The following is a 26,647-nucleotide window of genomic DNA, read 5'->3' as shown; positions in this document are numbered from 1 at the left end:
TCGCCTCCCGCCGGAGGTAGCAGCCGCCGGTGAAGACGGGCTCCCCGTTCTCGTCCGAGTACCTGTCGATGTAGTCACCAAGTACGTCGATGATGACCCGAGGTATGCGGTTACTGTCGCCCAACGGCTTCAAGGCGGTTCGCACGTCGTCAGCGATGGTATCCGGGCGGTCGAGCGCCAGGTTTTCGATCGTGGTCGCCGGATAGAGGATGCACAGAAGCTGCTCGGCATCGCTGATTGAGTTGGACTCGTCCCTCCCGCCCCAGACCCAGGTTCCGTCCTGGTAGGAGGTCGCCAACACCGCGCGCCAGATGTCAAGAATATGTTGCCTTGGCTGGATCCTCACCGTAGCCATCCAGAAGGAGTTTGAGGCATTATACTCAGGCTGCTGCGGATGGACTGCACAGTTCCGTAACGGTACAGGTGCACCCGCAATGTACCAGAAACACCGCCGACCTTTGTCATGACGACCATTCCCTTCGGCGCGGCCCGCACGCCCCCGAGCCGAGTGTAAACGCGAATGGTGACCATGCGGGTGGATTGGACCGCAGGCGGGGTCCAGGGGCTTGGTGAATCAGCCGAGTAGCAGCACCATCGACGTTTTCGATCACGATGGGCGATCATGGTCGACCCGAGACGCCCGCGCTGACCGTGCTGCCCGGATCGTCGCGCGGCCGCCCGGGAGTCGCCCAGGAGTCGGCTCGGCCAGTGGCCGCAAGCGCCGACCTCCGCTACCTCTGCTGCCCACTGGACTTCACACCTTGAACCTAGCGAGTCGGACACATGGGGACATAACCGGGATGACCGTCATTGCACATGGGACGGTAGATATTGAACCACCTGCGCCAGATGGTCGCGGATGAACCTCGCCGGCTTGCACAGATCAAGAGTGTCCTGCTGCTCGACGGTGAGGCCACGCCCTCCGAGGAGCGAGCAGACCAGCTCGGCGGTGGCGGGAGCGAGCGTCACCCCGAGGCCGAAGTGGCCTGTGGCTGCGATCACTCGTGCATCCTCCGTCACGGGGCCGATGATCGGACGCTCGTCCAGGGTGGCTGGTCGGACGCCGGACCAATGGCGCTGTATCGGCCAGGAACGAGCGGCCGGGACAAGCGCGGTGACTCCCGTGAGCACCGACTCGTAGCCCGCCCTGGAGGGAATGCTGTCCGATGTTCCGTACTCGTACGTCACACCCGCGGCCACCCGTCCGTCCCCGCGCGGGACAAGGTAGGACGACTTGGTTCCCTCCTTCGCCGCGACCTTGGCGTACAACTGGAAACGAAGGGGGTAACCCACCGCCCCAGGTACCTGGAACTCCATTGCCTGTCCTTTGACGGGAAACATCGGATCGACGTTGCGGGCCGGCAGTAACCGGCCGCTACCCAGCCCTGCCGCGAGCACGGCATGATGACAGCTGAGCGTTTTTCCGTTCTTTATGCTGATCATTATGTTGTTCTGTGTGCTTCTCATCTCCTCCACCGTCGCCCCGGTGAGGACGGTGACACGAGCATCTCGTCGCAGCACGGAATCGAGCGCGGAAAGCAGGCGAGTGGGCTCCAAGGACGCCTCCCGCGGCAGCAGGAAGGCACCCTTCGCCCGCCGAGTGAGCAGCGGCTCCATATCCTGGAGATCGTCCGGGGAGCACGGTACGACCTCGAAGCCATGTGAGATCCATTCCGGAACCAGCACGCAGCCGAGCCGGTCGAGTTCGGCGCCCGACAGCGCCACCTGGAGCAGACCTGCGGTATGTAAAGGTATTGACACGGCGGCTTCGTTCTCGATTTCCCGCAACCAGGCCGGATAAAGCGCGCGACTCTGATCTGCAAGAAGACTGAGGCTTGTTCCGCAGATATCGTCACTCTGCGGCGTAATCCCTCCTATAGCCGCGGACGAGGCCATCGCGCCGAGCGAACGGGCTTGATCTACAATCGCAATCCGTTCGAATAGGGAGCGAGCCTGGTAGGCGACTGCGCAACCGATGATCCCTCCACCGACAACGACGAGGTCGAACTGCCTGCTCACCCGGCCTCCTGTAACGGACTGTTACCCCGGCGTCGTCGCGCGAGACTGTGAGCTTGCCATGAAGTGTAATCCGTTCCAACCCGATGCCGTGAATTTTGCGGCGTCCACCTTCCGTCCTCCTTCCAGGGCGAGGCGTCCGGTGTCCATGGGACTCACAGTTGCGTTGATGAGATCCGCCGGCTCGTGGACGAAACCCACGTCGAGGTGACCATCTACGATGCGGTGTATCGGCGGCAAAGCTTCGGCGACGTGCGCAACGCCTACCTCCGCGTCGTAGATGCGACCTCCGGCGACGAGATCGCCCGCTATGACCTGACAGCCCAGGCTGGGCGGGCTGACCGGGATCGCCCGCGAGTTCGGCCTCGACGTCTGACCCGCAGGCAGCGGTGGGGTGCTCACCGGGGCTCGGACGAGTCTGAAGATCCGTTGGGATGTCATCACTCTCCGCGGTTGACCATGGAACGTAGCGCGCAGGTCCCTTCGCGGCGGCCACCATGGGCGGGTACTCGCATCCCACGCCTCGAACAGGCGTCACGTCGCACGCCCCTGTCTCGGGAGCAACGACTCCTTCGCGCGACGATCCCGGCCGACAGGCGGGGCCGTCAGATCACGATGCCGTCAGATCACGGCAAGGTCGAGCGCAGGGTCCAATGTGTGCAGGTCGTGCGGATCGGAGGTGACCACGGTGGCGTGGAGTTTCCGTCCCAGCAACGCGACGTGAGCATCGACAACATCGCTCGTTCCTGATGCCGCGAGCAGCAATCCGATACGGACAGCGATCTCCTCTGACAGTGGCTCGACACGCAGCGCGCCCGTCCGCACCAGCTTCATGACGGCATGCTGACGCGGCGACCCACGCCAGACCTGAGCGAGGACTCCTGTCGGTAGGTGTGCCGCTACCTTCATGGCGACCAGATCCGCGGCCAGTGCGAGCATCCGGGTGTCACGACGCTCCAGTGCGATGAGCGCGCCCGCGTCGAGAACGACCGTTCTCACGCGGCCCCGGCCACACCGATGTCGTCGGCATCCAGCGTCGACCGGGCCCAGTCGTGCGCGGCGTCGTCCAGCCCACCGGCCTCTGTGATCATCTGATCCAGAATCGCCTGAGCCTGCGCCCAGTCGGGCTCGGCGGCAGCCAGCCCGGCGAAGTAGGCCGACACCGACTCCACCTGACCGGCGTCGGCGGCCCGCTGCGCCTTCGTCGCGATCTCTTCGGGAACACTGATAGTGATCCGCTTGAAGCTCATAAGCTGAGCATAAATCATGTGCGTGGACGGCGGGGGAGGCCCCGTACCCATCATCTGGAGGGTCGGGGCCTCCACTTTTCCGCTGGGCCGGTGTCGGCGGGTCAGGAGCCGGCAGTGCCCGCCTCGGCGTCCTCGGCGTCCTCGGCGTCCTTGGCGCGGGCGCGCAGGGCGCGGACGAGACCGTCGCGGCCCTCGACCAGGGCCCGCCGTAGCGCAGGCCCGGGGTCCTGTCCGGCGAGGTAGGCGTCCACCGCCGCCACCGTGGCCGGCTCGATGATCGCATACGGGAAGAGCATCTGCGTGATCGTCTGAGCGGTGTCGAAGGTCCGGGTCCGCCAGATGTCGGCGATCTCGGCGAAGAACCGGTCCACGTACGGCCGGGTGAGGTCATCCTGGTCGGCTATCCAGAAGCCGCCCATGGTCGCCACGAGCAGATGGTTCGACAGCGTGTCCGAGTCCATCACCGCCGCCCAGGCGGCAGCCTTCGCCTCGGGGGTCGGGCGGGCCGACCGGGCGGTGGCCGCCCGCTTCTCGCCGGTCGCGGTCCGGTCCCGGGCGAGTTCGGCCTCGATCTCGTCCATGCCGTAGACACCCCGCGCGACCAGCTGGATCAGCAGCGTCCACCGCAGCTCGGTGTCCAGCACGAGCCCGTCGATGACGTCGGCTCCCTCGAAGATCGCACGGATCCGTTCGACCTGGTCGGGGTCTTCGGCGTGGGCGAACGCGGTCGCGTGGACCAGCTGCAGGTCGCTGCCGGGCGCGGCCGCGCGCAGCAGATCCTCGGCCCGCGCGGACAGTTCCCGAAGCAGGCCCGACCGGTTCGCCGGATCCCCGTACGTGTCGATGGTGAGCTGCGCCTTTGCCAGCAGCGACTGCACGACACCGATGTCGTCCTCGGCGTCCACCCCGGACAGCACCAGCTTGACGTAGTCGCGGGCGGCGAGTTCGGCGTCGCGGGTCATGTCCCAGGCCGCAGCCCAGCACAGAGTCCGGGGGAGCGACTCGCGGATCGTCCCGATCGAGTCGATCAGCGTCGTCAGGGACCGGTCGTCCAGGCGGATCTTGGCGTAGGTGAGATCGTTGTCGTTGACCAGGATCAGGTCGGGTCGGCGGGCGCCGACAAGCTTGGGCACCTCGGTCAGTTCGCCGACCACGTCGAGCTCGATGCGTTCGCGGCGCATCAGCGACCCGTCGGAGACACGGTCGTACAGACCGATCGCGACCCGGTGCGGCCGCAGCGTCGTGCTCGCAGTCGGTGGTGAGGACGCCGGCTCCTGCACCACGTCGAAGGCGGTGAACAGACCGGACGAGTCGGTTTCGAACCGGGGACGCAGGGTGTTGGCCCCGGTGGTCTCCAGCCAGTCCGCGGACCACACGCTCAGGTCCCGCCCGCTGGCGTTCTCCAACTCGTCGAGCAGGTCCCGCAGCGAGGTGTTGGCGTACTCGTAGCGACGGAAGTAGGAGCGTAGCCCCGCCAGGAACTCCTCCTGGCCCACCCAGGCGACGAGCTGCTTGAGGACGGACGCGCCCTTGGCGTAGGTGATGCCGTCGAAGTTGGTGCGCACAGCCTCCATGTCACCCGCGTCGGCGACGATCGGGTGGGTGGAGGACAGCTGGTCCTGCCGGTACGCCCAGCCCTTCTCCGCGTTCGCGAAGGTTGTCCAGCCGTTGGTGAACCGGGTCGCGGAGACCTGCGCCAGCACCGACATGAACGTCGCGAACGACTCGTTGAGCCACAGGTCGTCCCACCAGCGCATCGTCACGAGGTCGCCGAACCACATGTGCGCCATCTCGTGCAGGATCGTCTCGGCCCGCCGTTCCCGCCGCGCCTCGGTCACCTTCGCGCGAAAGACGTAGTCCTCCAGGAAGGTCACGCAGCCGGCGTTCTCCATCGCGCCCGCGTTGAACTCGGGGACGAAGAGCTGGTCGTACTTGCCGAACGGGTACCGGTAGTCGAACACCCGGTGGTAGAAGTCGAACCCGGCCCTGGTGATGGCGAAGATCTCGTCCGGGTCGAGGAACTCGGCCAACGACCGCCGGCAGTACAGGCCGAGGTCGATCCCGTCATGATGGTCGCGGACCTCGTGGTAAGGGCCGGCGACCAGTGCCGTGATGTAGGTCGACATCACCGGCGTCGGCTGGAACAGCCAGAAGGTCTTCCCGGCTCCAGCGTCGGTGGTCTCCAGACGCCGACCGCCCGAGATGCAGGTCCACTCCGCGGGCGCGACCACCGACAGTCCGAAGACCGCCTTCAGGTCGGGCTGGTCGAAGCAGGCGTACATCCGGTGGGCGTCGTAGGTCTCGAACTGTGTGTACAGGTAGACGGCGCCGTCGACCGGGTCGACGAACCGGTGCAGGCCCTCGCCCGTCTTCGAGTACGCGCAGTCGGCCACCACCTCCAGCTCGTTGACCTCCCGCAGATCCGTCAGGGTGATCCGGTTACCGTCGTACACCTCGGCCGGGTCCAGGGCCCGCCCGTTCAGTGTCACCGTGCGGACCGTGGGGGCGATCATTTCGATGAAGGTGGCAGCGCCCGGCTCGGCACAGGTGAAACGTACGACCGTCCGTGAGTTGAATGTCGTGTCGCCGACTGTCAGGTCGAGATTCGCCTCGTAGGAGGAGACGTTCAGCAGCCGGGCGCGCTCACGCGCCTCATCGCGGGTGAGGTTGTTGGCGGACACACAGGTCCTTTCGGGACGGTCGGACGGGTGGTGCCCGGCCCGGGTCAGGGTGTCGGACGTCCCGGCCGGGCGATTCGACTGGCGCGACGGAGGGTCCCCAGTGTCCCACGCCTGCGGTGTTGACCGTTCCGGCTCCACCCGGGCGTGCCCCGGCGCGGCGATACTGCGACGCGGCGCACCTGTCGTCGGGTTTGATGCGGTATTGGAATGGGACGGGTGGAACAACCGGTTCGAGTGCAACAGCCGCAGCGACGCTGAAGGGGGAACGCCGGTGAGGCGTGTTGCCGGCCTTGGACGGCGTGCCCATCCGGACCGCAGCGCACCGGACGGCGCTGCCGGCGCTGCCGGTCCTGTCGACGGTCGCACCGCTTCGACCTCGGATGGCCGGGCCGCTGTGTCCCAGCCCCGGGAGTTGGCCGACCCGGCCGACCCGCGCGAGGCACACGTCCCCGCCGCGCTGCGGGTAGCTGCCGGGTGGTCGTGGCGCCTGCTCGTCGTCGCCGTCGCGATCTACGCCACCCTGATGGCGGTCGGGCGGGTCCGCATCGTCGTGATCCCGGTGATCGCCGGTCTGCTCATCAGTGCGCTGATCCGTCCGATCGCCACGGGCCTGCGCCACCACGGAGTGCCGAGGCTGGCGTCGTCCTTCGTCGCCGTGTTCGGATTCGTGATCATAATAGCGGGTGCCGGGGTGGGCGTCGGGTTCAACGCGGCCAACGAGCTACCCACCCTGTCCGACCAGGTCAGCAAGGGCGTGGTGCAGGTACGTGACTACCTGCAGGACGGGCCGCTGCACCTGTCGCAGAAACAGCTCGACGACCTGGCGAACGGCATCACCAACAGCCTGGCGAGCAACCGGGGGAGGCTGGTTTCCAGCCTGCTCTCCGGTGCGACGGTCGCCGCCGAGGTGGTCACCAGCATCCTGTTCACCCTGTTCGCGACGTTCTTCTTCGTCCACGACGGTGACCGCATCTGGGACTGGATCGTGACCCGGTTCCCGGCCGGGGGTGAGGACCAGGTGCGTGGCGCCGGTCGGGAGGCGTGGTCGACGCTCACCGGCTACATCCGAGGTACGGTGATCGTCGCGTTGGTGGACGCGGTCAGCATCACCGTCGGACTGGTGGCTGTCGGAGTGCCGCTTGTCGCGCCGCTGGCCCTGCTGACCTTCCTGGGTGGGTTCATCCCGATCGTCGGAGCGACCGTGGCCGGCGTGGCCGCGGTCCTGGTGACGCTCGTCTCCAACGGTCTGGTGCCCGCCCTGGTCATCCTCGGCGTGGTGCTCGCCGTGCAGCAGATCGAGGGCCATCTGCTGCAGCCGCTGGTGATGCGGCGGGCCGTGCGCCTGCATCCCCTCGCGATAGTCATCTCGCTCGCCGCGGGCGGTGTGCTCGCCGGCATCCCCGGCGCGATCGCTGCCGTCCCGTTCGTGGCCGTGGTCAACCGGGTGGCGGGCTATCTTGCCCGATCCGGGAAGGAGTCACCCGCTCCCGATGGTTGACCTGGACACATACTTCGCCACTTGGTGACCAGGAGTGATTTGTGACCACGCCAACCGTCGTCTCGCAGCCATCGCAGTCGCCCGCCGTGGACCCGGGGCCACCCGCCCCGATCACGCAGGCCGGATTCTGGTTCGATCCGAGCTGCCCGTGGGCATGGCTGGCCTCGCGTTGGGCGCTGAACGTCGAGCAGGTTCGTCCGGTGCGGTTCCGCTGGCATGTGATGAGCCTTGCGGTCCTCAACGAGGGCCGGGATCTTTCTCCCCAGTATGCTCAGACCATCAAGCGCGCGTGGGGCCCGGTACGGATCTGCATCGCCGCCGCGCAGCAGCACGGCGACGAGGTGCTGCTCCCGCTGTACACGGCGTTGGGTAGACGTCGTCATCTGGAGAAGGCCGAGTGGAACGCCGAGACCTTCGGGTCTGCGCTGGCCGAGGTCGGACTGCCCGCGGATCTTGCCGATGCGGCGACAGCGGGCGAACTCGACGAGGCGCTGCGGGCGAGCCACCACGACGGGATGGACCGGGTGGGCATGGACGTCGGCACGCCGGTGATCGCGGTAGGGGACACCGCGTTCTTCGGCCCGGTTGTCACCCCGGCGCCGAAGGGCGAGGCCGCGGGCAGGCTCTGGGACGGTGTGCTGCTCGTCGCGGGCACCCCTGGCTTCTACGAACTCAAGCGCACCCGGGACCGCGGACCCGTGTTCGACTGAGGGACGTCCAGGTCGGAGCCTTCCGGTCAAGGGCCATCCGGTGGGGACAATTCGGGAAAACGCGCCTTGGTATCCCCCATTGGGTACGATTTTCCTAGGTCATCGGTCTGGGTGACGGTGAGAGCCGCCGGGGACAGGCATCATTTCGTCCCATGCGCGTCCACCTCGGCTCAGACCACGCCGGCTTCCAACTGAAGGCCTCGCTGATCACTCGGCTGACCCAACTGGGCCACTCGCCGGTTGACCACGGCCCCGCCGCCTACGATCCGGATGATGACTACCCTCCGTACGTGATCGCGGCCGCTGCCGCGGTGGCGGGCGAGCCGGGCAGCCTCGGCGTGGTCATCGGCGGATCCGGCAACGGCGAGGCCATCGCGGCGAACAAGGTCGCCGGCGTGCGCGCGGCTCTGGCCTGGAACGTCGAAACCGCCCGCCTCGGCCGGCTGCACAACGACGCGAACGTGATCAGCGTCGGTGCCCGTATGCACACGGTCTCGGAGGCGGTCGGCCTCGTCGAGGTGTTCCTCGGGACGCCGTTCAGCGCTGAACAACGCCACGTCCGGCGGATCAGCATGCTCGCGGCGTATGAGCGTTCCGGCACGGTCCCGGCGCCGTCGGCGCCGCTCACGCCGTGATCTCATGATTCCCGGGCAGCCCGAGCCGGACGGACCCAGGATAGGCAGCACGCCCTAACGGCCGTGCTGCCTGCGGGTGGTGATGGGGACTGCGGTGGTAGGGGCGGAGTCCGTCCACGGCCGTCTGCGAAGGACGACGTTTCGTTCTGCCTCGGCCAGGTCGTCGATGCTCGGACGGGCGACGTCGCGGGCCCGCATCGCCGTCCCCGGAGGCAGCCGGGACCGGCCCTCGCCCACCAGGGCACGCAGGCCGGGATCGCCTGTCTCCCGCCGACGCCCCGACCTGTCGTGCTGGCCGCCGGCCGGACCCGTTGGCGCGTTCTGCCCCGGGTCCGGCTCGGCCGGCGTGATCGACCGCGCATCGTCGGGTTCTGGTTTATCGGCGTCCCGGTGACTTTGGGTCATGGATTGATCTCCTAGGGTTCCTCGGTGCTTTCGGCCGCGCGAGAAGTTTCATGATCGTGTAACCTTTGGCTGACTGACCGTCGAATGCCCGCCCGGCGCGGACACCCAGCGGACATTCACCGGTCCAGGGTGCCGCACCATCGTGTCATGGTTACTCGTGGTGATGCTCCGTTCCGGGGTCCGCCTGGATGCCGTCCGTGTGTTCTCGTGCGGCGGAACGGGCGGTCCCGAAGACCGGCGAACGTTTATGGGTGAGCTTCGGGCGTAGCGCGGGATTCGGGCTGACTTCCGCGTCCGGACGTCCCTGGTTGAAATGCACTGGCGTAACCGGTGGGACGTTACCGGCAGAACCACACCGACCCGACCGTCGAAGAAAGACCCAGGGTTCCGCCATTCCCGGACGGGGTATGTTTCAGTGCGGAACGACGAGGTGGACCCGCTGTGAGGAATCTGGTTCGCAAAGGGCGGGCGTAAGTGTTTCAGGAGCCGTTCCAGCTGGGCGAAAAACCCCGGACACCAACCTGGTCCGGTTGTCTTTCAGCCGATCGTTGTTGGAGGCACCCGTGCTCGGTAGATGGAACGGTCCGCCACCGGCGAACGGAGATCATGGCCGGCACCCGGTCGGGACGGGCGCCGGCCGGGTGGGCCGGGATGGATTCCTCGACCGTTGGGGGTGAGGTTCGGCCGGCTCGGATGCCGGCGGCGACACGGCATGATCGAATCTGGCGGTGTCTGCGGCCGGACGTGTCGTCCGCGACACGCGGGGCTGTCCCGTCAGGGCCGGGCACCTGCCGAACCCGGCGGCAGCTGGAGCCGCCTCCATACATATGAGCTGCGTATGGAAGCCGTTGCGGACCGGACGGCGGGGCTGTCCGTCCGGTCCGCAGGGCAGGGCCGTGTGACCAAACACCGACTGTCGGATGTGCGTCGGGGTGATGTCCCGGTGGCGGGCGAAGGGGGACATCGTGCCTGCGAGAGGATGTCGTGGGTACGCGTGTATCAAGCGGTGCCGATCAGTGGGGAGTCGTGCTTCGCGGGTCGTTGTCTCGGGAACCGTGCTCACGATGACTACCGAGAGTGAGGTCGTGGGAGCGGTGTTCGTTGGGGGTCCGGCGGAATTCAGACCACCGCCGGTGGATGATCGGGTTCGGCTGGCCGTGAACCGGTGTGCCGACTATCGATGGAGGGTGGGCGCATGTATGGATCCTGGCCGCTGCCATGCATGGCAGGAAGCCGCAGGCAAGCGGTCACCAGTCGAATGATTTCATGATCGACTGGTTTTTGTCGAGTGCACACTGACATGAAATCTCGGATCTTTACGGCTCGGCGATGTCGCATCGAGACCTCGGCCGAACCAAATAGGACGTCACGAAATGCTTCGAGATCGGCAGATGACCGCAACTGCCTTCATCGTTGCCGACGCAGCTTGGGAGTGACTCTTGGACCACGTTCCCGTCAGTATCGTCATCCCCGCTTTCAACGAGGCGCGCCGGCTCCCCGAGTCACTGCCCCGTCTGGTGGCCGTGGTGGGCAAGCTTGCCGGTGCAGAGGTGATCGTTGTTGACGACGGCAGTACCGACCGCACGGCCGAGGTCGCCGAGCGGTTGCTGAACGTACTGCCCAGAGCGCGGGTCGTGCGACTGCCCTGGAACTCCGGCAAGGGCACGGCAGTGAGGGCCGGGGTCGCGATGGCCCGTGGCGCGTCGATCGTCTTCATGGACGCAGACATGGCTTCGGACGTCAACGATCTTCCGTTGCTGCTGGCCGCTCTCCAGAACGCCGAAGTGGCGCTGGGGTCGCGCCGGATCGGCGACAACGCGGTCCGTACAAACGGCCGGCGGATGGGAAGCTGGGCGTTCAACCAGGTCACCCGGACGTTGGCGGCGCTCGATGTCGCCGACACCCAGTGCGGGTTCAAGGCGTTCCGACACGCCGAGGCGAAAATGCTGTTCAGCCTGTCGCGGTCCACCGGCTTCGGCTTCGACGTGGAGGTCCTCTCGATAGCGCGGTCCATGGGCTACCGGATCGCGGAGGTGCCGGTCCACTGGTCGGAAGTGGCCGGCGGGACGTTCCGGGTCACCCGGCACACTCCGGCGATGCTGGTCGACGTGTTGCGGGCCCGGCGTTACCGGCGGCGGGTCGCGTCCGCGCCACTGCACCTGCGGACCGTCGAGGCACAGCCAGCCCTGGTCCTGCAGCCGGCCCCGGTCGCCAAGGTGATCAGTATGGGTGCGGGCGTGCTGGCGGTAGGCGGTGGCTCGGACATCCCCGCGGGGGCGGCGGGCAGGATCGGAGGTGGACGGGACACCGGCCTGCAGTCGGCTCCGCGTGAGGTCGTATGAACGTTGGTGGACCGGTTTCGCTGCAGGAGCAGGACAGCCTCGGGTCGGTGGATCAGTGGCCGCGGCGCGGCGACCCCGATGATGGGCCCGTGGGGGTTCAAGGTCGTCCCGACCGGACGCCCTGGTGGCCCATTGTCGTGTTGGCTTCCGGCTTCGTCCTGCTGTGCCTGTTGCAGGCACCCGGCCGGCTCGCCGCGGACACCAAGATCGACGTGGCGCTGAACCCGACGCGTTTTCTCGCCGGGGGTACCCATCTGTGGAGTTCGGACTCGGACTTCGGGCTGCTTCCCAACCAGCGCATCGGATACCTGTTCCCGATGGGATCGTTCTTCCTCACCGGGAACGCCCTAGGCCTGCCACCCTGGGTAATCCAGCGGCTGTGGATGGCCCTGCTACTCGGTGTGGCGTCCTGGGGGGTGATCCGGCTCGCGGACGCGCTGCATGTCGGTAGTCGGCCGGGACGGGTGGTTGCCGGTCTCGTCTACTCCACATCCCCGTTCGTGCTGGGAAAGATCGGTTCCAACTCCATCGCGTTGACCGCGAGCGCGATGCTGCCCTGGATCGTCCTTCCGCTCGTGCTGGCGACGGCCCCGCGCGCTGGTGGCACGTCCGGGCTGCTGGCGCCGCGGCGGGCCGCGGCCCTGTCCGGTCTTGCGGTCTTCACGACCGGCGGCGTCAACGCCAGCGTCACCCTGGACGTCCTGCTGTGCCCGGCGGTGCTGCTGGTGTTCGCGGGGGCCGGCCGGCGAACCTGGGCGCTGCGGGGCTGGTGGGTCGTGTCGGTGGTGTTCGCGACCGCGTGGTGGATTCTGGCGCTGCTCATCCAGAGCCGGTACGGGCTGAACTTCCTGCCCTTCACCGAGACCGCCGACATCACGACCACCACGACGTCCGTCAGCGAGGCGCTGCGGGGCGCCAGCGACTGGATGGCCTATCTGCGCCTGCCCAGCCCGTGGCTGCCTGCCGCAGAGCAGTATGTCGCGACGCCGGCCGCGGTGGTCGGGTCGGCCGTTGTCGCGGCGCTGGGAGTCTGGGGGCTTGCCCGCACCGACCTGCCGGCCCGGCGTTTCCTCGTGGTCACGTTCGGGATCGGGATCCTCGCGGTCTGCGCCGCCTACCCTGGGCAGCCGGGAAGCCCACTCGCGGGGGTCATCCGTGACCTGCTGGGTAGCCCGTTCGGTTTCCTGCGCAACGTCTACAAGTTCCAACCGGTGGTTCGACTGCCGATGGCGCTCGGGGTCGCTCACACCCTCGCCGTCGCGGGCTCCCGGCGACGACGCGTAGCCCCCGGTACCGGCACCGGGTGGGTACCAGGCCCACCTCCCTGGGGCCGGTCGGTGCGCGGCCAGGTTCCGGTCGCCCTTGCGGTGGCAGCCGCGGTGATCGCGGGGATGACGCCGGCGCTCGCGGGCAAGATGACCCCGGCCGGCGCGTTCGGCAAGGTGCCGGACTACTGGCGGCAGGCCGCGGGCTGGCTCGAGGCCAATCCGGCCGGTGGCCGGACACTGCTGCTGCCGGGGACGGCGTTCGGCGAGTACGACTGGGGCCGGCCGTTGGACGAGCCGATGCAGTGGCTCGCGCGGACACCCTGGGGGGTCCGCAGCCTGGTCCCGCTCGGGGGCGTCGGCGTGGCCCGATGGATGGACGGGATCGAGCAACAGCTCGCGCTCGGCTCGGCGCCGGGGCTCGCCGACGCCCTGACCCGGGCCGGGGTCGGGCAGGTGCTCATCCGCAACGACCTGCAGAACAAGGACTGGGACGTGCCGCCGTCGACGGAGCAGATCTACCGTGCGTTGCGTGGCTCCGGTCTGCGACGGACGGTGGCGTTCGGCCCGATGGTGGCCGCTCGTTCCGCGGCCAAGGACAGGCTCGTCCCGGCGTTGCGTAATCCGAAGGAGCAGGTGCCGGCCCTGGAAGTGTGGGTGGTGCCGGACGGGGCCCGCCAGGTGCAGGCGTATCCGGCCGACACCGCCATGGTCGTCTCCGGTGGTGCCGAGGCAACCGTGCAGATGGCGGCCGCCGGGATGCTGCCCGACCAGGCGGTCGTACTGGCGGGTGACCTGGCCGGCCCGGACGATCCCGCCGCGGCCGATGTCATCGGTCCACGGACGACCTTGGTGGTGACCGACACCTTCGCCCGCCGTGACAACAGTTTCGGTCTCGTCCACGGCGACCGTTCCTACGTCCTCGGGCCGACCGAAGGTGCGGCGGGTGCGACCGGACCGCCGGCGCAGTGGACCGACCGGCCGGTGGCCGGGCATCAGACGACCGCCGGCTATGTCGGTGGGATGGCAGTCACCGCGTCGTCGTACGGTTTCGAGCTGGCGCCCGCGCCGGACCTGCAACCGGCCAACGCCGTGGACGGTGATCCCGACACCGCGTGGCAGGACGCCAGAACCGACCGGGGATCCACCGGGCAGTGGCTACAGGTCGACGTCGGACACGAGATCGAAGTCCCGTCGCTGACGGTGCGACTTCTCGAGGAAAGCCGTTTGCGGCCGGCCGTCCATGCGCTGCGTGTGACCACTGAGACCGGATCTGTGGTCACACCGGTCGAACCGGTTGAATCCCCCCAGCGGTTGACCGTACCGCCCGGCCCCACCCGGTTCTTCCGGGTCGGCTTCGAGCACCTGAGCGGTGAGGACAACCCCTTCCTGGGCGCGGGCATCCGTGAACTGACGGTTCCGGGCGTCACGTTCCAGCGGTACCTCCAGACTCCGTCCGACCTGACACCGTTGTTCGCCGCGGCCGGCTCGGGCCCGGTTGTCTACATGTTCGCGCGTAACAGGGTCGACCCCTCCCTGCCGTTCGGTGACGACGAGGAGCGGCAGCTCGACCGGCGGTTCGACGTGCCGCGACCGGTCGTTCTCATCGTCCGCGGAACCGCCGTCCGGCTTCCCGGTGCCCTTACCGTCGGTGGCCTGCCCGTCAGTAGCCCGGCCACCGGGGATGACCAGGACACGACATCGACATCGACATCGGCGCGGACGCTGTCGCTACCGTGCGGGTCCGGCCCGTTCGTGCGGGTGGACGGGCGGCGGTACGCTACCCGGCTCGACGGTGTCGAGGAGGATGCGAGGGCACTGAGCCCGATCACGATGAGTGTATGCGACGACAACGGGCAGATTACCCTCGGTTCCGGCCCGCACCTGTTGATGACCGAACCGGGCTCCGCGCCGTTCGCCGTCGACTCGCTCACGTTGACGGATGCGGCGGCGCAGGCCGAGCCCGCGGCCCCCCGGGCGACCCGGATCACCGGATGGACGCCGGAGCGGCGCACGGTCGAGATCGCGGCAGGGGAGCGCGGTTTCCTCGCCGTCCGGGAGAACGCCAACGCGTCCTGGACCGCGTCCCTGAACGGGAAGCCGCTGCGCGTGATCCGGTTGGACGGCTGGCAGCAGGGATGGATCATCCCGGCTGGCGCGGCCGGCACGATCATGATCGAGAATCGACCGGGGCAGGCCTACCGTCGCAACATCGCCCTCGGAGCCACGATGGTCGCGGGGCTGGTGGCGCTCACGGTGGTTCCGCCCGGCGTGTGGAACCGATACCGGTGGGGACGTGCCCGGGGTCTTCGGATGCGTGGTCTTCGGATGCGTGAGCGGTGGGCGCAGCGGCGGGTGCGCGGCCGCGGTCAACGGGTACGTGGCTGGTGGGTTTCGGGCCTGCGCGGCCGCTCGGGTCGCGGGGCCGTACGGTTGCGGTGGGCTGCCGTCACGTCCGGTATGTGTGTGGTGGCGCTGGTCGCTGGTCCGGTCGCACTTGTCGTTCCGGTGTTCGCCGTGCTCGCTGCGCGTTCGCCGGTGGTACTTTCCTGGATCGCCGCCGGCTGCGTGAGCATCGCCGGGATGGTGGTGGCGTTCACCCCGGACAGCCTCCCCGGGTCCGGCCGGGGGGCCTTCGGCTGGCAGGTTCAGCTGTGCGGCGCAGTCGCGTTCGCGTGCGTGCTCGCCTCCACGGCGGTTCGCTCTGCGCCCCGACCGGTGGATCCCAGGTGAGCGGTTGAGGTGTGCGCCACTGTTGTGAGTCCATTTTCCATGAAGCGCGTGAGTGGACCCGAAACTTGCCTGTACGACGATATTTCACCGTTGGACCGTCCTTTCGGACGGAGTCGCCGGGCAAGTCGAAGGAAGGTACAGGCATTTACTCCCGCGAGGTTCGGTCGCCGGCGTTGTTCCCGCAACCGGCCGTGCATCCGCAGTCGGCCGTGCATCCTGCTCCGTCCGCACAGCCCGGAGGGGTCGAGCGGGCCCCGGCTTCCCAGCAGCGACCCTTCTCCGTACTCGAAGACATGATCATGGCATCCGATCGTCGGCCTGCCCCGGTCACGGTCGGAATGGTCGCCCGTACCAGCAGGGTTATCGACGCCTCAGCGCTTCAAGGTGCTGTACAGGCTGTGCTTGCGGGCAATCCGATGGCCCGTGCGCGGATGCGCACCGGTCTGTTCGGTCGGCGGTGGTGGTTCCCGGACGTGGCGGATGATATCCTGCTCACCTCCACCGAGGGGGCCGACGAACCCGACCTGTGGGCGGCGTTCGCGGCGCTGTGCTCACAACCGTTCGATCTGACGTCGTCGCCTCCGCTGCGGGTTCTGCACATCCGGTTGCCCGCGGGCGATGCCGTGGCGCTCGCCGCGCATCATGTCGCCCTGGACGGGCTGAGCGTGGCGATGCTGCTGCAGGCGATCCTGGAACGCTGCGCCTCTGACGGTGCGACGGAGCTCGAATCGTCCACGGTGCATGGCCGGATGCGAGCGACCACGAGACCGCGGCGGCCGGAGCCTGGCCACACGGAGACGAACCCGGCCGGCGTGATCCACGCCAGCCGTCCGACCCGCCGGCTCCTACCCGACCTGTCAGCGCTGTGGCAGACCACTCCCAGTCGGGTCGCGGTCTCGACCGGTCGAGGTATGCCCGGTCGAGGTGGTCGCCGAGGCATGCCTGCTGACCGGTGGGGGCCCGGCTACGGTGTGCACTGCGACGCGGTGCCCGTCCCGAAACCCGGTCGTCCTGTCGCGGGCGGGGCCACGGTCACCATAAACGATCTTTTGCTCGCGGCCGCTCAGATGGCGGTGGAGCGTTGGAACACCATGGCGGGGCAGGCCACCCGACAGCTGCGGGTGCGGATGCCGATCAGCCTGCGTCAGCGGGGTGAGGAGTCCGCCATCGGTAACCACACCGGCGAGGCGCTGATCACCACTGGGCCGTCCGACCGGCGCGACCCTGCCACCCTGCTCGCGGTGGTGTGCGGGCAGACAGCGGCGAGCAAGGCGGGCGGGCCGCCGCCGGGCACCGGGGACGCTGTCGGCGGGGTGGCCCGGCTGCCCGCACCTGTCCGCCACGCGTTACTGCGCCTTGCCGTGACCGCCGCCCGGCCCGTACTGATGCCGACGACCAGCATGACGAACCTGGGTCGGCTTTCTGACAGGTTTTCCGACCAGATGATCACATCGCTTCACTTCGCGGCGTTCGCCGGCCCGCCGCAGGGGCTTGTGATCGCGGCGGTCGGTTACGGCGACGAACTGCATCTGACATTCTGCTATCACCGTGATCTGTTCGATCCGACGGCGGCGAGCTGTTTCGCGCAGCTGTTCCGGGCGGCACTGGACGAGCTGACCCGCCAGGCTGCGCTCTGAGGGGCCGCGGGTTCAACGGGCCGCGGGCGTCGTAGCCCGGCCCGTCGCCCTGGTGGCGGGGAACACATCGTCGGGCATCGTGGAGCGGACGGCTGCGACCAGCAGATCCTCACCGGCCGCGGCCCGCACCTCGATCGGGCCGGCGACACCTGCCCGCACGAGTGCGGCACGTGCATCGGCGGGCCGTGCGCCGTAGAGCACCGCGACCGCGCGTCCTGAGCCGGCTTCCCGGTACACCAGGTCGGTACGGCGCAGGGCCGGTAGCTCCTGGCCGGGCGGCAGCGGGAACTCCGCCCGGGTGACGAAGGCGTCCGGGCGGCGTGGCTCGTGTGCCTTCCCGCCCCGGGAGCTTGCGCTCAGCCGGTCCATCTCCGCCGTCACCACCCGGGCCAGCAGCTCGGCGGTGGCGTCCCAGGAGAAGCACGCCGCCCACGCTCGGGCCTGCTCGCGCAGGCGCGCCGCCGCGACCGGGTCCGCGAGGGTGCTCAGAGCCGCGTCGACCGTGGACCCGAGCGCACCGGTCCCGCCGGTCCCGCCGGTCTCGTCTACGAGCCAACCGGTGTGGCCGTGACGGACTGCGTCGCGCAGCCCCGGGACCGCGAAGGCCACCGCCGGCACGCCATGGGCGTTCGCCTCCAGTACGGACAGCCCCCAGCCCTCCCCGTGGGACGGGTTCACCGTCAGCCAGGCCGTCGCCAGCAGCCGGTCACGCTCAGCCGCATCGACATAGCCGTGCCATCGCAGGACGTCCTCGCCGAGCCCGAGCCCGGCGGCATGCCGGGTGAGCCGTTCACGGTCAGGTCCGTCCCCGACGACATCGACGACCAGTCCGGGATGGGACGTGCGCAGTGCCGGCAGCGCGTCGAACAGCAGGTGCAGGCGCTTGTGGGGCACGAGTCGGCCGACGCAGACGATCGTCGGGCGCTGCGTCGGCCGGTCCGGTAGCTCTGGTGGGGGAAGCTGGACGCCGTTCGGCACGACGAACCGCGGGCCGGGCAGGTTCAGGACGTCGAGGGCCTCGTCCCGGGTGGATGGCGACACCACCGCCACCGGTCGTCGCCCATACACCCAGCGGCTGCCCGGAGCTTCCAGCAGCTGCCCGATCCTGGCCATGGGCCCCGGGAAGTACAGCGGGAACTGCCGCTGGTGGACGTGGTGCAGAACCTGGATCACGGGGGTGGCGGCGGGTAGCACCAGCGGGCTGAAGAACGGGATACCGTTCTGGCAGTCCACCACCGCGTCGATACCGCGGCGGTCGCGCAGCAGGCGGGCGAGCGTCGCCGGGTACACCCCGAAGGTGCCACCGCAACGGCGGACGTCGACCCCGCGGACGTTCTGCGAACGTGGGCGACCGGGCGGGCGGGCCGTGAGCAGACTCACCTGTGCGCCGGCCGCGGCGAAGCGTTCGGCAACCGACTGACAGTAGAGCTCGGCGCCGCCGGCCTGTGGGTGATCCAGATCACGCCAGTTGAGGAACACCACTCGGCGCCCGGCGAGCGCCTTGAGTTGCCTGTTCACGCCACCCGCGGGCGGCACGTTCACCGGCACCTGACTGGATCCTTTCATCGTGGCCCCTTGGCCGGTGTTGTTCCCGGCACAGTTCTGTCGTTTCCGGCAAGGCTCGCCTGTTGTTTTCGCCACAGCCCGCTACCTTTGGCCGCGTGCCGATGGTGCCAGATTGCGGGCACCCGACATCGGCCGGCTTCGACGCTGGCCTACCGTTGGCAGGCGGCGTCCGGCAAAAAACGATAAAGCAGGGCGCGCCTGTGGACAGGCGGGCGTTCGGAAGGGATCTGGATGGCGAACCTCAGTGGCTCCGCCGGTCGGCGTGAGCTGTTTGCGCGAGTTCTCCAGGGTCCGGGGTCGCTCGCGGTCGCCGGGATCGCAGTCAACGGCGGTAACCTCCTGGCCAATCTTGTGCTTGCACGGACACTCAATGCTACGGGTTATGGTGCCCTGGTCGTCCAGACCGGCATTTTCCTGATTCTGTCGATGGGCGGTTCCGCTCTCCAGGTCGCGGTGGTACAGCGGGACACCTCCGGTACCGGCACATCCCGGCATGACCGGGGGTGGTGGGTTCGCCGGCTGCGAGGCGGCTGCACGGTCGTGGCGGTAGTCACCTGCGTCCTCGGGCTGGTGGTGTGCGGCCCGGCGGCGGCGATGCTGTCCTATCCGCACCCGTTGGCGATTGCCGAGGCGATCGCGGCCGCGGCGATGTGGGTCTCGCTGTCGGTCGAGCGCGGCCTGCTGCAGGCTCGCCATGCCTACCAGGACCTTGCCCGCAACTTCGTCCTCGAGGGCGTCGGCCGGATCGCTGTCACGATCGGCCTCGTGTTCGCCGGGTTCGGTGTGAACGGCGCGGGTCTCGGTCTGATCGTCGGTGTCCTGCTCGCCACCGAGGACGCCCGACGGAGCGTGGGGCGGACCGCGCCGACCTTGTCGCGGCTGCGGCCGGCGCCTGCTCGCGCCGGCGGCGGCGCTGCGGCAGGGCCCGGGCGGCGCCTCGACGGGACAGGCCTCGACGGGACAGGTCCGAACGGCATCGATTCCTGGGGGCCGATGCCCATCCGGTCCACGCCGAGGGTGCGGACCCGTCACGCTCTCCGGCACGACACGACAACTGCGCTCGGCGCACTGGTGCCCCTCGCGCTGCTACAGAACATGGACGTGGTCATCGTCGGCTGGCTGAACCCCGGCGAGGTCGGGGCGTACGGGGCTATTGCCACGGCCTGCAAGGTGCCGGTGTTCATCGGTCTGGCGGTGGCCAACTTCCTGTTGCCGGAGGCGGCCCGGCGCCGGTATGAGGGGCGTCCGGCCACCGCGGCGCTGCTCGCGGCTGTCGCGTGGGTGGTCACCCCCGGGCTGCTGCTCGTGGGGATCGGCGCGGTGGCCGCGCGACCTCTGCTCTCCGCTGTTTTCGGCCCGCGCCTGGCCGCGGGCGCGTCGGCACTGCCGGTGCTGGCGCTTGCCATGACCTGCCTTGCCGTGACGCTGCTGTTCACCAACTACCTGCTCGGTGTGGGCCGGCGGGGGGTGGTGGGAGTGCTCATGGCCGGGACGGCGCTTACCGCAGGTGGTCTCTTTATAGCTGGTGGTAATCTGGTCGCCACCGGGGTGGTTGGTCTCGTCTGCCAGGCGGTGACCGCCTTCATGGCTGGCTTCATGGTGTTCCGGGCGCACTCGCCGGTCGTGCTCGGCGGGTCGGTCGCGGCGACGGAACCGGTCGGCTTCGACGCACCCGAGCAGGCCGGTGACCCCGACCGGTCGGCCGGTCGTCAGCTGCAACCGGTTGTTGCGACCTCGTTGCCGCGGTATGGCCGTTGAGCCTGGCCGGCAACCGGCCACAGCCGTCGACCGATAGGTAGGTCACCCCGATGGTCTTCGATCCTGAGCGGTCACCGCCTTCATCGGAGACTAGGAGTCATGCGTCGGGATTTCGCACCGGGGGACCATCCGCTGGCATCCGTTGACGCGTCCGGTGACACCGGTCCCGGCGGCGGCCCCGAACAGGCGGCCGGCCAGCAGGGTCTGGTCACCGCTTCCCCGGGACGGGTTCCGGCACAGCCCCAGTCCCAGCCCGACCAGGATGCGTCGGGGGCTGCCGGGACGGTCTCGCCCACGCCGCCGGACGTGGGCCACGACGTGCCGCCGGCGAGACGCCGAGGGGCGACCCGCCGTCGGGTGGTGGCCGGCGCGGCCGTGACGGGTCTCGGCGCACTCGTCGCCACCGGTGTGGCAAGGCGGCTGATCGGGTCGTCGAGAGGCGTCCACCGGGATGCCCTGGTGCTGTTCGGCGCGCCCGGCAGTTTCGGGGAACATACCGGGGGCACCTCAATCAGCACAGTGGATGTGCCGGGCTGGGGGTTCGGTCCGGGCCAGGCCGCCTATGCGTCGACCGTGACCTCCGACGGAACCGTGTTCACCGCGACCACGCCGTTCTCGGACAACCAGGCACAGCCGACGGGGACCGGGATGGAGCTCGCGGTTTTCGAGCCCGGTCCGCTCCGTTTCACCCGGCTGGTCGTCCCGTCCAGCACCGGGCGGACGGAGCTGCCCCGGTCCGAGCCGTGGTACCGCGGCGTCGGCGGGGCTGACATCGCGGACGTCACGGTGATCGGTTCAGGTCTCGACGAGCGGGTGGTGTTCGTCTCGGCCATGTCGTACTTCGGCTGGGACACGACGGTCTACGGGCGGCTTCCGGTACTCGGGCAGGTCCGCCGCCCCGCTCCGGGACGGCCGTGGCGTTATGATCCGACGAGGTCGTGGACGACGGACCAGCTGGCGGCGTCCGCGCCGCCCGGGGTCTCGGCGTCCGCCTTCCCGGTCGAACGCCCGGGTGAACCGCGGTGGTCACGTGGCCCGGCCGCGATCACCAGGTTGCCGCGCAGCGGGCATCTGGTGATCGCGCAGTATTTCGGCGCGGGAAGTCTTGGAACCGACCAGGGATCCCTTCTCGTCGTGGACACCGCGGGACGGGTGCGGGCGAGCTGGCAGTACCCCGAGGTCCGGGTCTTCGGTATGCCGGTGGTGGTGAGCCCTCGCGAGGTCGTCGCCGATCCCACGAGCACGGCAGGTGATGAGCGTTTCGTGCTGATCAGCGACTGTCGGACCCTGGACGACCGGGTGGTGTCCTTCCCCATCCAGGAGTTCTCCTACTCCGTGGGCACGGGGAACCGAACGACCGGAACAATCACTCCACGTAGTAATCCGGTGCGTGCCTCGGCGGACGACTCCCGGATGGAGACCGCCTGCTTTGACGCGAACGGCACGCTGTACGTCGCCCGTACGAGGGCGGACGGGCTGCGTGCCGCGGCGCTCGCGGTCTATCCCAAGATTGGTTCCGAGCGGGGCCTGGTCACCCGGACGCCGACCACCGACGGCTGGCCGGTAGGCGGTTGGGGAGCGGTGAACCCGCCCGACTACCTCGTCGCAGGCACCGACCGGGGCGGCCTGGTCCGCAGCATCGTCGTCGATCCGGACAGCGGGGCAGTCATGCTCGCCGGGCTTGACGGGACGGTGCAGGTGGTCCGGCCGTCCGGGCGGGGCGCGGACATGACCTTCGCTGCCGGCCGGCCGATCGACATCGGACTGGGGCGGCTGCGCGGGCCGTCCACCCGTTACATCGGTGTCCGGCGGGGTGCCGTTGACGTCGACCGTCGGGTGATGTGGCTGCCCGTCAACCAACTGGTGCTTGACTCCATAGCCTGGCCGTATCCGCCGTTCAAACTGGACCAGTGGCTGATGCGGATCGATCTGCGGGCCGTGCTTGCCTGATCGGAGCCGCCGGTCAGGACGTCATGTCGCGGCGCCTGAACAGCACGGCGGCAACCATCGCCGCGACCGCGCAGAAGACGGCAAGCCGGATACCGGCAGCCTGATAGGCGACGTGATAACCGTGCGTGCCTGAGGCGAAGGCGTCCATGAGCCGCGCGGGCAGCCAGTTCGCGGCCGGACTCCAGATCCGCGACACGAGCATCTCCAGCGGCAGGGCGTAGGCTAGTCCGACCGACACCGCGGCGGCGGGGGAGCGGAACACGACCGCGACGAGGACACCGAGGGTCGCGTATCCCAGGGATGCCGTGAGCACGTTCACATAGCCCTTGCCGATTTCGAGCAGGCCGGCCGCACTGTGCCAGGCACCGGTGTGCACACCGGTCACGGGCGCCATCGCGAACGATCCGGCGGCGGCGACCACGGTGGCGGCGGCGACGAGCACCGCGACGAACGCGGCCAGGGCCAGGCACTTCCCCACGAGCAGGCGAAGCCGGTGCGGGTGGGCGATGAGCTGGTTGCGCAGGGTTCCATGGGCGTAGTCGCCGCCGATCACGGTGGCCGTGACGGCCAGGGCGACCACCCCGAGCAGGATGCTGACGGCCTCCAGCCCCTGCATGACCCCGTTCGGAGCGGACATCGCGGTCGCGGTGACGGGTATGCCGTCGTAGTCACTGCGCCCGACCGACAGCATGGTCAGTACCGCGCCGAGTGCGGCCACGGCGGTGACGGCCGCGAGTGTGCCGGCGAAGAACCGCCGGCGGCCGAGCTTGACCCACTCCGCCCGAAATATCGCGGTCATGACGCCTGCCCGGAGATGTCCGACACGGCCGTCCCCGAGGCACCGGACCCGACGGTCGCGTCCGGGGCGGTGCGGCTGCGTGGGATCAGGTCCCCGTCGACACCTCCGGTGGCCATCAGGAAGGTCTCCTCAAGTGTGGGCCGGCAGGCGGTCAGCGCCCGCAGCGTGATGCCTGCCGTCATCGCGATCTTGTTGAGGCTCGCGGCGACACCTTCAGGGGCGTGCACCCGCACCGTCCCGCTCGCGGACTCCCGCACCGGATCCACGCGCAGGCCGTGGTCACGGAGCAGGACCGCCAACCGGTGCACGTCCCCGCGGTGTTCGGGGGTCAGGACGAGCCGCGGATCCTCGGCGGCGAGCAGTTCGGTCACGTGGCCCTGGAAGAGCAGCCGTCCACCGCGGATCATCACCAGGTGGTCGCAGATCTGTTCGACCTCGGACAGCAGATGGCTGGACACGAACACCGTCATCCGCGTCGCGGCGAGGTCCTTCAGCAGGCTCCTGATCTCGCGGATCCCCGCCGGGTCGAGCCCGTTGGTCGGCTCGTCCAGAACGAGCAGCTCGGGGCCGGGCAACAGGGCGGCTGCGATCCCCAGGCGCTGCTTCATCCCGAGGGAGTAGGAGGTGAACCGGTCGTCGGCCCGACTGGTGAGCCCCACCATGTCCAGCGTCTCGGCGACGCGGTCCGGGCCGAGCCGGCGTAGGCGCGCCAGCAGGTGCAGGTTGGCCCGCCCGGTCAGACCTGGGTGGAAGGTCGGGCCTTCGATCATCGCTCCGACCCGGGCCAGGTAACGAGCCGGGGCGTCGATGCGGTGTCCGAGGACGAAGCCGCGCCCCTCGGTGGGCCGAATCAGCCCGAGAAGCATCCGCAAGGTCGTCGTCTTGCCGGCCCCGTTGGGTCCGACGAAGCCGGACAGCGCCCCGACGGGAACGTGGAGGTTGATCCGGTCCACGGAGCGTCGGGTGCCGTACTGCTTGGTGAGCCCTTCGCTCCAAATGGCGGCGTCGGCCGGCGGCTCCTGCGAGCCTGCGTCAGCCTCCTGCCTCGGTCTGCCTTCTGCTCGTGGTCGCCGTGCCGGAGTCTCCGCCGCCATTACCTGGTTGCCTCCTTGATATCCGAACTCGGATCTTCGTGGCGTGATCGGCGTGGCCTGATCCCAGAGATGTGGCCACGCGGTTGTGCTGGCATTGACCAAGCAGAGCGTAACGGATGGAAGCAGGTGGTGAATAGTGACTGTCGGTAGTTCCAATCCGAATTGATCTTCTGTGGCATTCGCTCGCACGGGTTTACTCAGGTGGCAACGCTCGAGCTGTGATCGTCGTGGCATGGGTAACGAATTCGCGGTTGCCGGTTCATTGCCTGTAGTTACAAGCTAGTGGCCGAAGGTAATTACGTGAAGTTGCGGTTACTCCGGCCGCCGTCGCTTTGAGGTGATATCGCGAACGGAGCCGTGCCTGACCTTGACATCCCCCGTACGTCCTGCTAACGAGACCGGCCCGCGTAGCGGGTTGCGGCCGGCCGCGACCGGTGGAGGTGGGCCGCGACCGGCCGAGGTGGGCACCGCGTCCCGTTGGGCGACAATGCAGGGAGCCCCACCTCGAGGCGGCAGGGCTTCGGTGATCGGAGGGAGTCACGGTGGCCGAGGTGGCGGGTTTGCGCCGTGGTATCAGGGCCTTGGCGACCCTTGCCTGCCTGGTCGCCCTCGCCACGCTGGGGGTTGCCGTGTACTCCGCGGTCCGGGCCAACAACGCCAGCGCCGAGCGGGGCACCCGGTTGGACCCGGCGGCGACCACCGCCGCCATGCTCCTGGCCGACTACGTCGATCAGGAGAGCAGTGTCCGCGGTTACCTGATCACTTCGGACCTCTCGCTGCTCGAACCGTTCACGGCGGCCGGGACGGTCATCCCGGACCACTACGCACGCCTGGAGGAGCTGCTACGCGGCCAGGCTGCCCTGCTGGCCGAAATGCGCGAGGTCGACCAGGCACATGGCGCGTGGCTGTCGACGGTCGTATGGCCGGAGCTTGCGGCCATGCAGCACGGCGACGTGGCCACGGCCCGAGCCGTGGAGCAGTCCGGGACCGCGCATGCCCGGTTCAGCACGCTGCGCTCGCGCATGACCAACCTCGAGGTGGCGATCTCCCAGGCGCAGATGTCCACGTCGGGCCGGGTCGCCAGTGCCCAGGACCTGTTGCTCAGTTCGCTGGGTACGGCGGTGTTCCTGGTAGCGGTCATCATGATCATTCTTAGTATCGCCGTCCGCCGCTGGCTCCTGCGGCCGATCGCGTCGCTGCGCCGCGCGGTCAACGCGGTGGCAGCCGGGCGCTACGACACCCGCATCCCGGCGGTGGGACCCAAGGAGCTCGTCGAGCTCGCCGCCAACGTGGAGGCGATGCGGGCGCAGTTGGTACGCCTTGTCCGCCAGAACGACCGGTCGTGGGAGGCCCTCGCCCAGGAGGGGCCTGCTGTGGTCGCCCTGCGTGACGCATTGACCCCGTCCACCCTGCACGCGTCCGGGCTGGTCGTGCGGGGTCGGGTCGATCCGGCCGAAGGAGAGCTGGCCGGTGACTGGTTCGACTCCGTGGATCTTCCAGGTGGCCGGGTCGGAGTGGTGGTCGGTGACGTCTCCGGTCATGGGTCGGCGGCTGGTGTGTACGCGCTGCGGCTCAAGCAGCTGCTGGGAGCCGCCCTGACCGGAGGGGTGCTCGACCCCGGCGAGGCCATCGCGTGGGTCGTGGACAGTCTCGGTGAGACCGACGAGGTCTTCGCGACGGCGATGGTCGTCGTGGTCGACCCCAGCAGCGGGACGGTCCACTACGCCAACGCCGGTCACCCGGACGGGCTGCTGCTGCGGCGCTCCGGATCCTCCCCGGGTACCGGGGTCGCCGTGCGGCCTGGCCTGAACCTGGAGGCGACCGCCGGTGCCGCCCGTGTTTCCGGGCACGGCGGTGGCGCGCCGCCCGCGCCGCCTGTGGTGCCCGCGCCGCCCGCGGTGCCGCTGGCGCGGGCGATCGGATCGCAGAGGAGTCCGGGACGTGGTGCGGACGTCGTCACGCTGGCCGCCACCGGGCCGCTGGTGTCCAGTCTCCTGGCGGCTCCCGGTGCCTGGTCGACCGCGACGGTACAGCTGCGTCACGGCGACGTGTTGTTCATCTACACCGACGGCCTGACCGAGGCCCGCAACGACAGAGGCGAGCAGTTCGGCGAGGACAGGCTGGTCGCGGAGATCCTGCGGGACCACACACGGGAGCCCGCCGAGCTTCTCGACGGCGTCTTCGATGCGGTCCGCGCGCATGCGCCCGGACGTCCGAGCGACGACCGTACCGCGATCATCCTCGCGCGGACGGCCGGAAGCTGGTCCGGGTAACAGCGGGCAGCAGGCAGCTGTGACGGTGCTCGTCT

17 protein-coding genes and 2 pseudogenes are annotated in these 26,647 nt (G+C 69.0%); 10 read left to right on the top strand and 9 right to left on the bottom strand.

The annotated features are described in order from the left end of the window. Positions 1-346, bottom strand: a pseudogene (locus tag NBW77_RS08360) (SCO2524 family protein); the annotation flags it as partial. Positions 347-807: 461 nt separating this feature from the next. Continuing rightward, entirely contained in the window at positions 808-2,019 is a 1,212-nt protein-coding gene (locus NBW77_RS08355) for an NAD(P)/FAD-dependent oxidoreductase (RefSeq protein WP_131746092.1), read from the bottom strand. Positions 2,020-2,190: 171 nt separating this feature from the next. Here NBW77_RS08355 and NBW77_RS08350 point away from each other — a divergent pair. Further along, positions 2,191-2,334 (top strand): annotated as a pseudogene (locus NBW77_RS08350) (TerD family protein); the annotation flags it as partial. A gap of 303 nt (positions 2,335-2,637) precedes the next feature. Here the strand turns inward: NBW77_RS08350 and NBW77_RS08345 are convergent. From NBW77_RS08345 to pepN, 3 genes are all read right to left on the bottom strand, one after another. Continuing rightward, on the bottom strand, positions 2,638-3,015 hold the full coding sequence (locus NBW77_RS08345; RefSeq protein WP_131746093.1) for a PIN domain-containing protein: 378 nt from the start codon (positions 3,013-3,015) through the stop codon (positions 2,638-2,640). After that, on the bottom strand, positions 3,012-3,266 hold the full coding sequence (locus NBW77_RS08340) for a hypothetical protein (protein ID WP_131746094.1): 255 nt from the start codon (positions 3,264-3,266) through the stop codon (positions 3,012-3,014). Before NBW77_RS08340 ends, NBW77_RS08345 begins: the two co-directional genes overlap by 4 nt. A gap of 101 nt (positions 3,267-3,367) precedes the next feature. Next, positions 3,368-5,947 (bottom strand): aminopeptidase N, encoded by a 2,580-nt coding sequence (gene pepN, locus NBW77_RS08335; protein WP_250279518.1) that lies wholly within the window; start codon positions 5,945-5,947, stop codon positions 3,368-3,370. A gap of 271 nt (positions 5,948-6,218) precedes the next feature. Between pepN and NBW77_RS08330 the strand changes: the two genes are divergently transcribed. From NBW77_RS08330 to NBW77_RS08320, 3 genes are all read left to right on the top strand, one after another. Beyond that, the gene (locus NBW77_RS08330; protein WP_131746172.1) at positions 6,219-7,445 is read left to right on the top strand and encodes an AI-2E family transporter; all 1,227 of its coding nucleotides are present in this window, start codon (positions 6,219-6,221) and stop codon (positions 7,443-7,445) included. 41 nt (positions 7,446-7,486) lie between these two features. Beyond that, the gene (locus NBW77_RS08325; RefSeq protein ID WP_502799456.1) at positions 7,487-8,155 is read left to right on the top strand and encodes a mycothiol-dependent nitroreductase Rv2466c family protein; all 669 of its coding nucleotides are present in this window, start codon (positions 7,487-7,489) and stop codon (positions 8,153-8,155) included. 152 nt (positions 8,156-8,307) lie between these two features. After that, positions 8,308-8,790 carry a ribose-5-phosphate isomerase gene (locus tag NBW77_RS08320; protein ID WP_131746095.1) on the top strand — a complete coding sequence of 161 codons (483 nt, stop codon included), beginning with the start codon at positions 8,308-8,310 and terminating at the stop codon, positions 8,788-8,790. Positions 8,791-8,844: 54 nt separating this feature from the next. Here the strand turns inward: NBW77_RS08320 and NBW77_RS08315 are convergent, their stop codons facing one another. Further along, a complete protein-coding gene (locus tag NBW77_RS08315) occupies positions 8,845-9,195 on the bottom strand; it encodes a hypothetical protein (RefSeq protein ID WP_250279517.1) in 351 nt (116 codons plus the stop codon). A 1,439-nt stretch (positions 9,196-10,634) separates the two neighbouring features. Between NBW77_RS08315 and NBW77_RS08310 the strand changes: the two genes are divergently transcribed. The 3 genes from NBW77_RS08310 (at position 10,635) to NBW77_RS08300 (ending at position 17,172) form a co-directional block, all read left to right on the top strand. Further along, complete coding sequence (locus NBW77_RS08310; RefSeq protein WP_131746097.1) at positions 10,635-11,537, top strand: dolichyl-phosphate beta-glucosyltransferase; 903 nt, start codon at positions 10,635-10,637, stop codon at positions 11,535-11,537. 89 nt (positions 11,538-11,626) lie between these two features. Then, positions 11,627-15,535, top strand: coding sequence for an alpha-(1->3)-arabinofuranosyltransferase domain-containing protein (locus NBW77_RS08305; protein WP_250279516.1), 3,909 nt, complete (start codon positions 11,627-11,629; stop codon positions 15,533-15,535). Positions 15,536-15,834: 299 nt separating this feature from the next. After that, positions 15,835-17,172: a hypothetical protein gene (locus NBW77_RS08300; protein WP_165485959.1), complete on the top strand. Its 1,338-nt coding sequence runs from the start codon at positions 15,835-15,837 to the stop codon at positions 17,170-17,172. Between the two features lie 12 nt (positions 17,173-17,184). Here NBW77_RS08300 and NBW77_RS08295 read toward each other — a convergent pair whose 3' ends face one another. After that, positions 17,185-18,738 (bottom strand): glycosyltransferase family 4 protein, encoded by a 1,554-nt coding sequence (locus NBW77_RS08295; RefSeq protein WP_502799455.1) that lies wholly within the window; start codon positions 18,736-18,738, stop codon positions 17,185-17,187. Between the two features lie 231 nt (positions 18,739-18,969). On the opposite strand from NBW77_RS08295, the gene NBW77_RS08290 reads away from it, so the two are divergent. Together NBW77_RS08290 and NBW77_RS08285 are read left to right on the top strand one after the other, a co-directional pair. Then, positions 18,970-20,496, top strand: coding sequence for a lipopolysaccharide biosynthesis protein (locus tag NBW77_RS08290; RefSeq protein ID WP_131746100.1), 1,527 nt, complete (start codon positions 18,970-18,972; stop codon positions 20,494-20,496). Positions 20,497-20,595: 99 nt separating this feature from the next. Then, positions 20,596-22,446 (top strand): hypothetical protein, encoded by a 1,851-nt coding sequence (locus NBW77_RS08285; RefSeq protein WP_242605700.1) that lies wholly within the window; start codon positions 20,596-20,598, stop codon positions 22,444-22,446. A 13-nt stretch (positions 22,447-22,459) separates the two neighbouring features. On the opposite strand, the gene NBW77_RS08280 is transcribed toward NBW77_RS08285, so the two are convergent. Further along, a complete protein-coding gene (locus tag NBW77_RS08280; protein ID WP_250279514.1) occupies positions 22,460-23,245 on the bottom strand; it encodes a DUF2705 family protein in 786 nt (261 codons plus the stop codon). Next, positions 23,242-24,339: an ATP-binding cassette domain-containing protein gene (locus tag NBW77_RS08275; protein WP_131746101.1), complete on the bottom strand. Its 1,098-nt coding sequence runs from the start codon at positions 24,337-24,339 to the stop codon at positions 23,242-23,244. Before NBW77_RS08275 ends, NBW77_RS08280 begins: the two co-directional genes overlap by 4 nt. Before the next feature lie 542 nt (positions 24,340-24,881). Between NBW77_RS08275 and NBW77_RS08270 the strand changes: the two genes are divergently transcribed. Continuing rightward, entirely contained in the window at positions 24,882-26,612 is a 1,731-nt protein-coding gene (locus NBW77_RS08270) for a SpoIIE family protein phosphatase (RefSeq protein WP_131746102.1), read from the top strand. Positions 26,613-26,647: the final 35 nt, after the last annotated feature.

It is taken from the genome of Frankia sp. Cppng1_Ct_nod (genome assembly GCF_920656135.1).
GTDB lineage: Bacteria > Actinomycetota > Actinomycetes > Frankiales > Frankiaceae > Protofrankia > Protofrankia meridionalis.
Note: the sequence above shows the minus strand (reverse complement) of the source record. Positions and strands in the feature narration are given on the sequence as shown.

Excerpts from the sequence above, each read along its gene's own strand:
- NBW77_RS08340 (WP_131746094.1), bottom strand. The coding sequence starts at position 3,266 with ATGAGCTTCAAGCGGATCACTATCAGTGTTCCCGAAGAGATCGCGACG.
- NBW77_RS08320 (WP_131746095.1), top strand. The coding sequence starts at position 8,308 with ATGCGCGTCCACCTCGGCTCAGACCACGCCGGCTTCCAACTGAAGGCC.
- NBW77_RS08315 (WP_250279517.1), bottom strand. The coding sequence starts at position 9,195 with ATGACCCAAAGTCACCGGGACGCCGATAAACCAGAACCCGACGATGCG.
- NBW77_RS08300 (WP_165485959.1), top strand. The coding sequence starts at position 15,835 with ATGGCATCCGATCGTCGGCCTGCCCCGGTCACGGTCGGAATGGTCGCC.
- NBW77_RS08295 (WP_502799455.1), bottom strand. The coding sequence starts at position 18,738 with ATGAAAGGATCCAGTCAGGTGCCGGTGAACGTGCCGCCCGCGGGTGGC.
- NBW77_RS08290 (WP_131746100.1), top strand. The coding sequence starts at position 18,970 with ATGGCGAACCTCAGTGGCTCCGCCGGTCGGCGTGAGCTGTTTGCGCGA.
- NBW77_RS08285 (WP_242605700.1), top strand. The coding sequence starts at position 20,596 with ATGCGTCGGGATTTCGCACCGGGGGACCATCCGCTGGCATCCGTTGAC.
- NBW77_RS08280 (WP_250279514.1), bottom strand. The coding sequence starts at position 23,245 with ATGACCGCGATATTTCGGGCGGAGTGGGTCAAGCTCGGCCGCCGGCGG.
- NBW77_RS08275 (WP_131746101.1), bottom strand. The coding sequence starts at position 24,339 with ATGGCGGCGGAGACTCCGGCACGGCGACCACGAGCAGAAGGCAGACCG.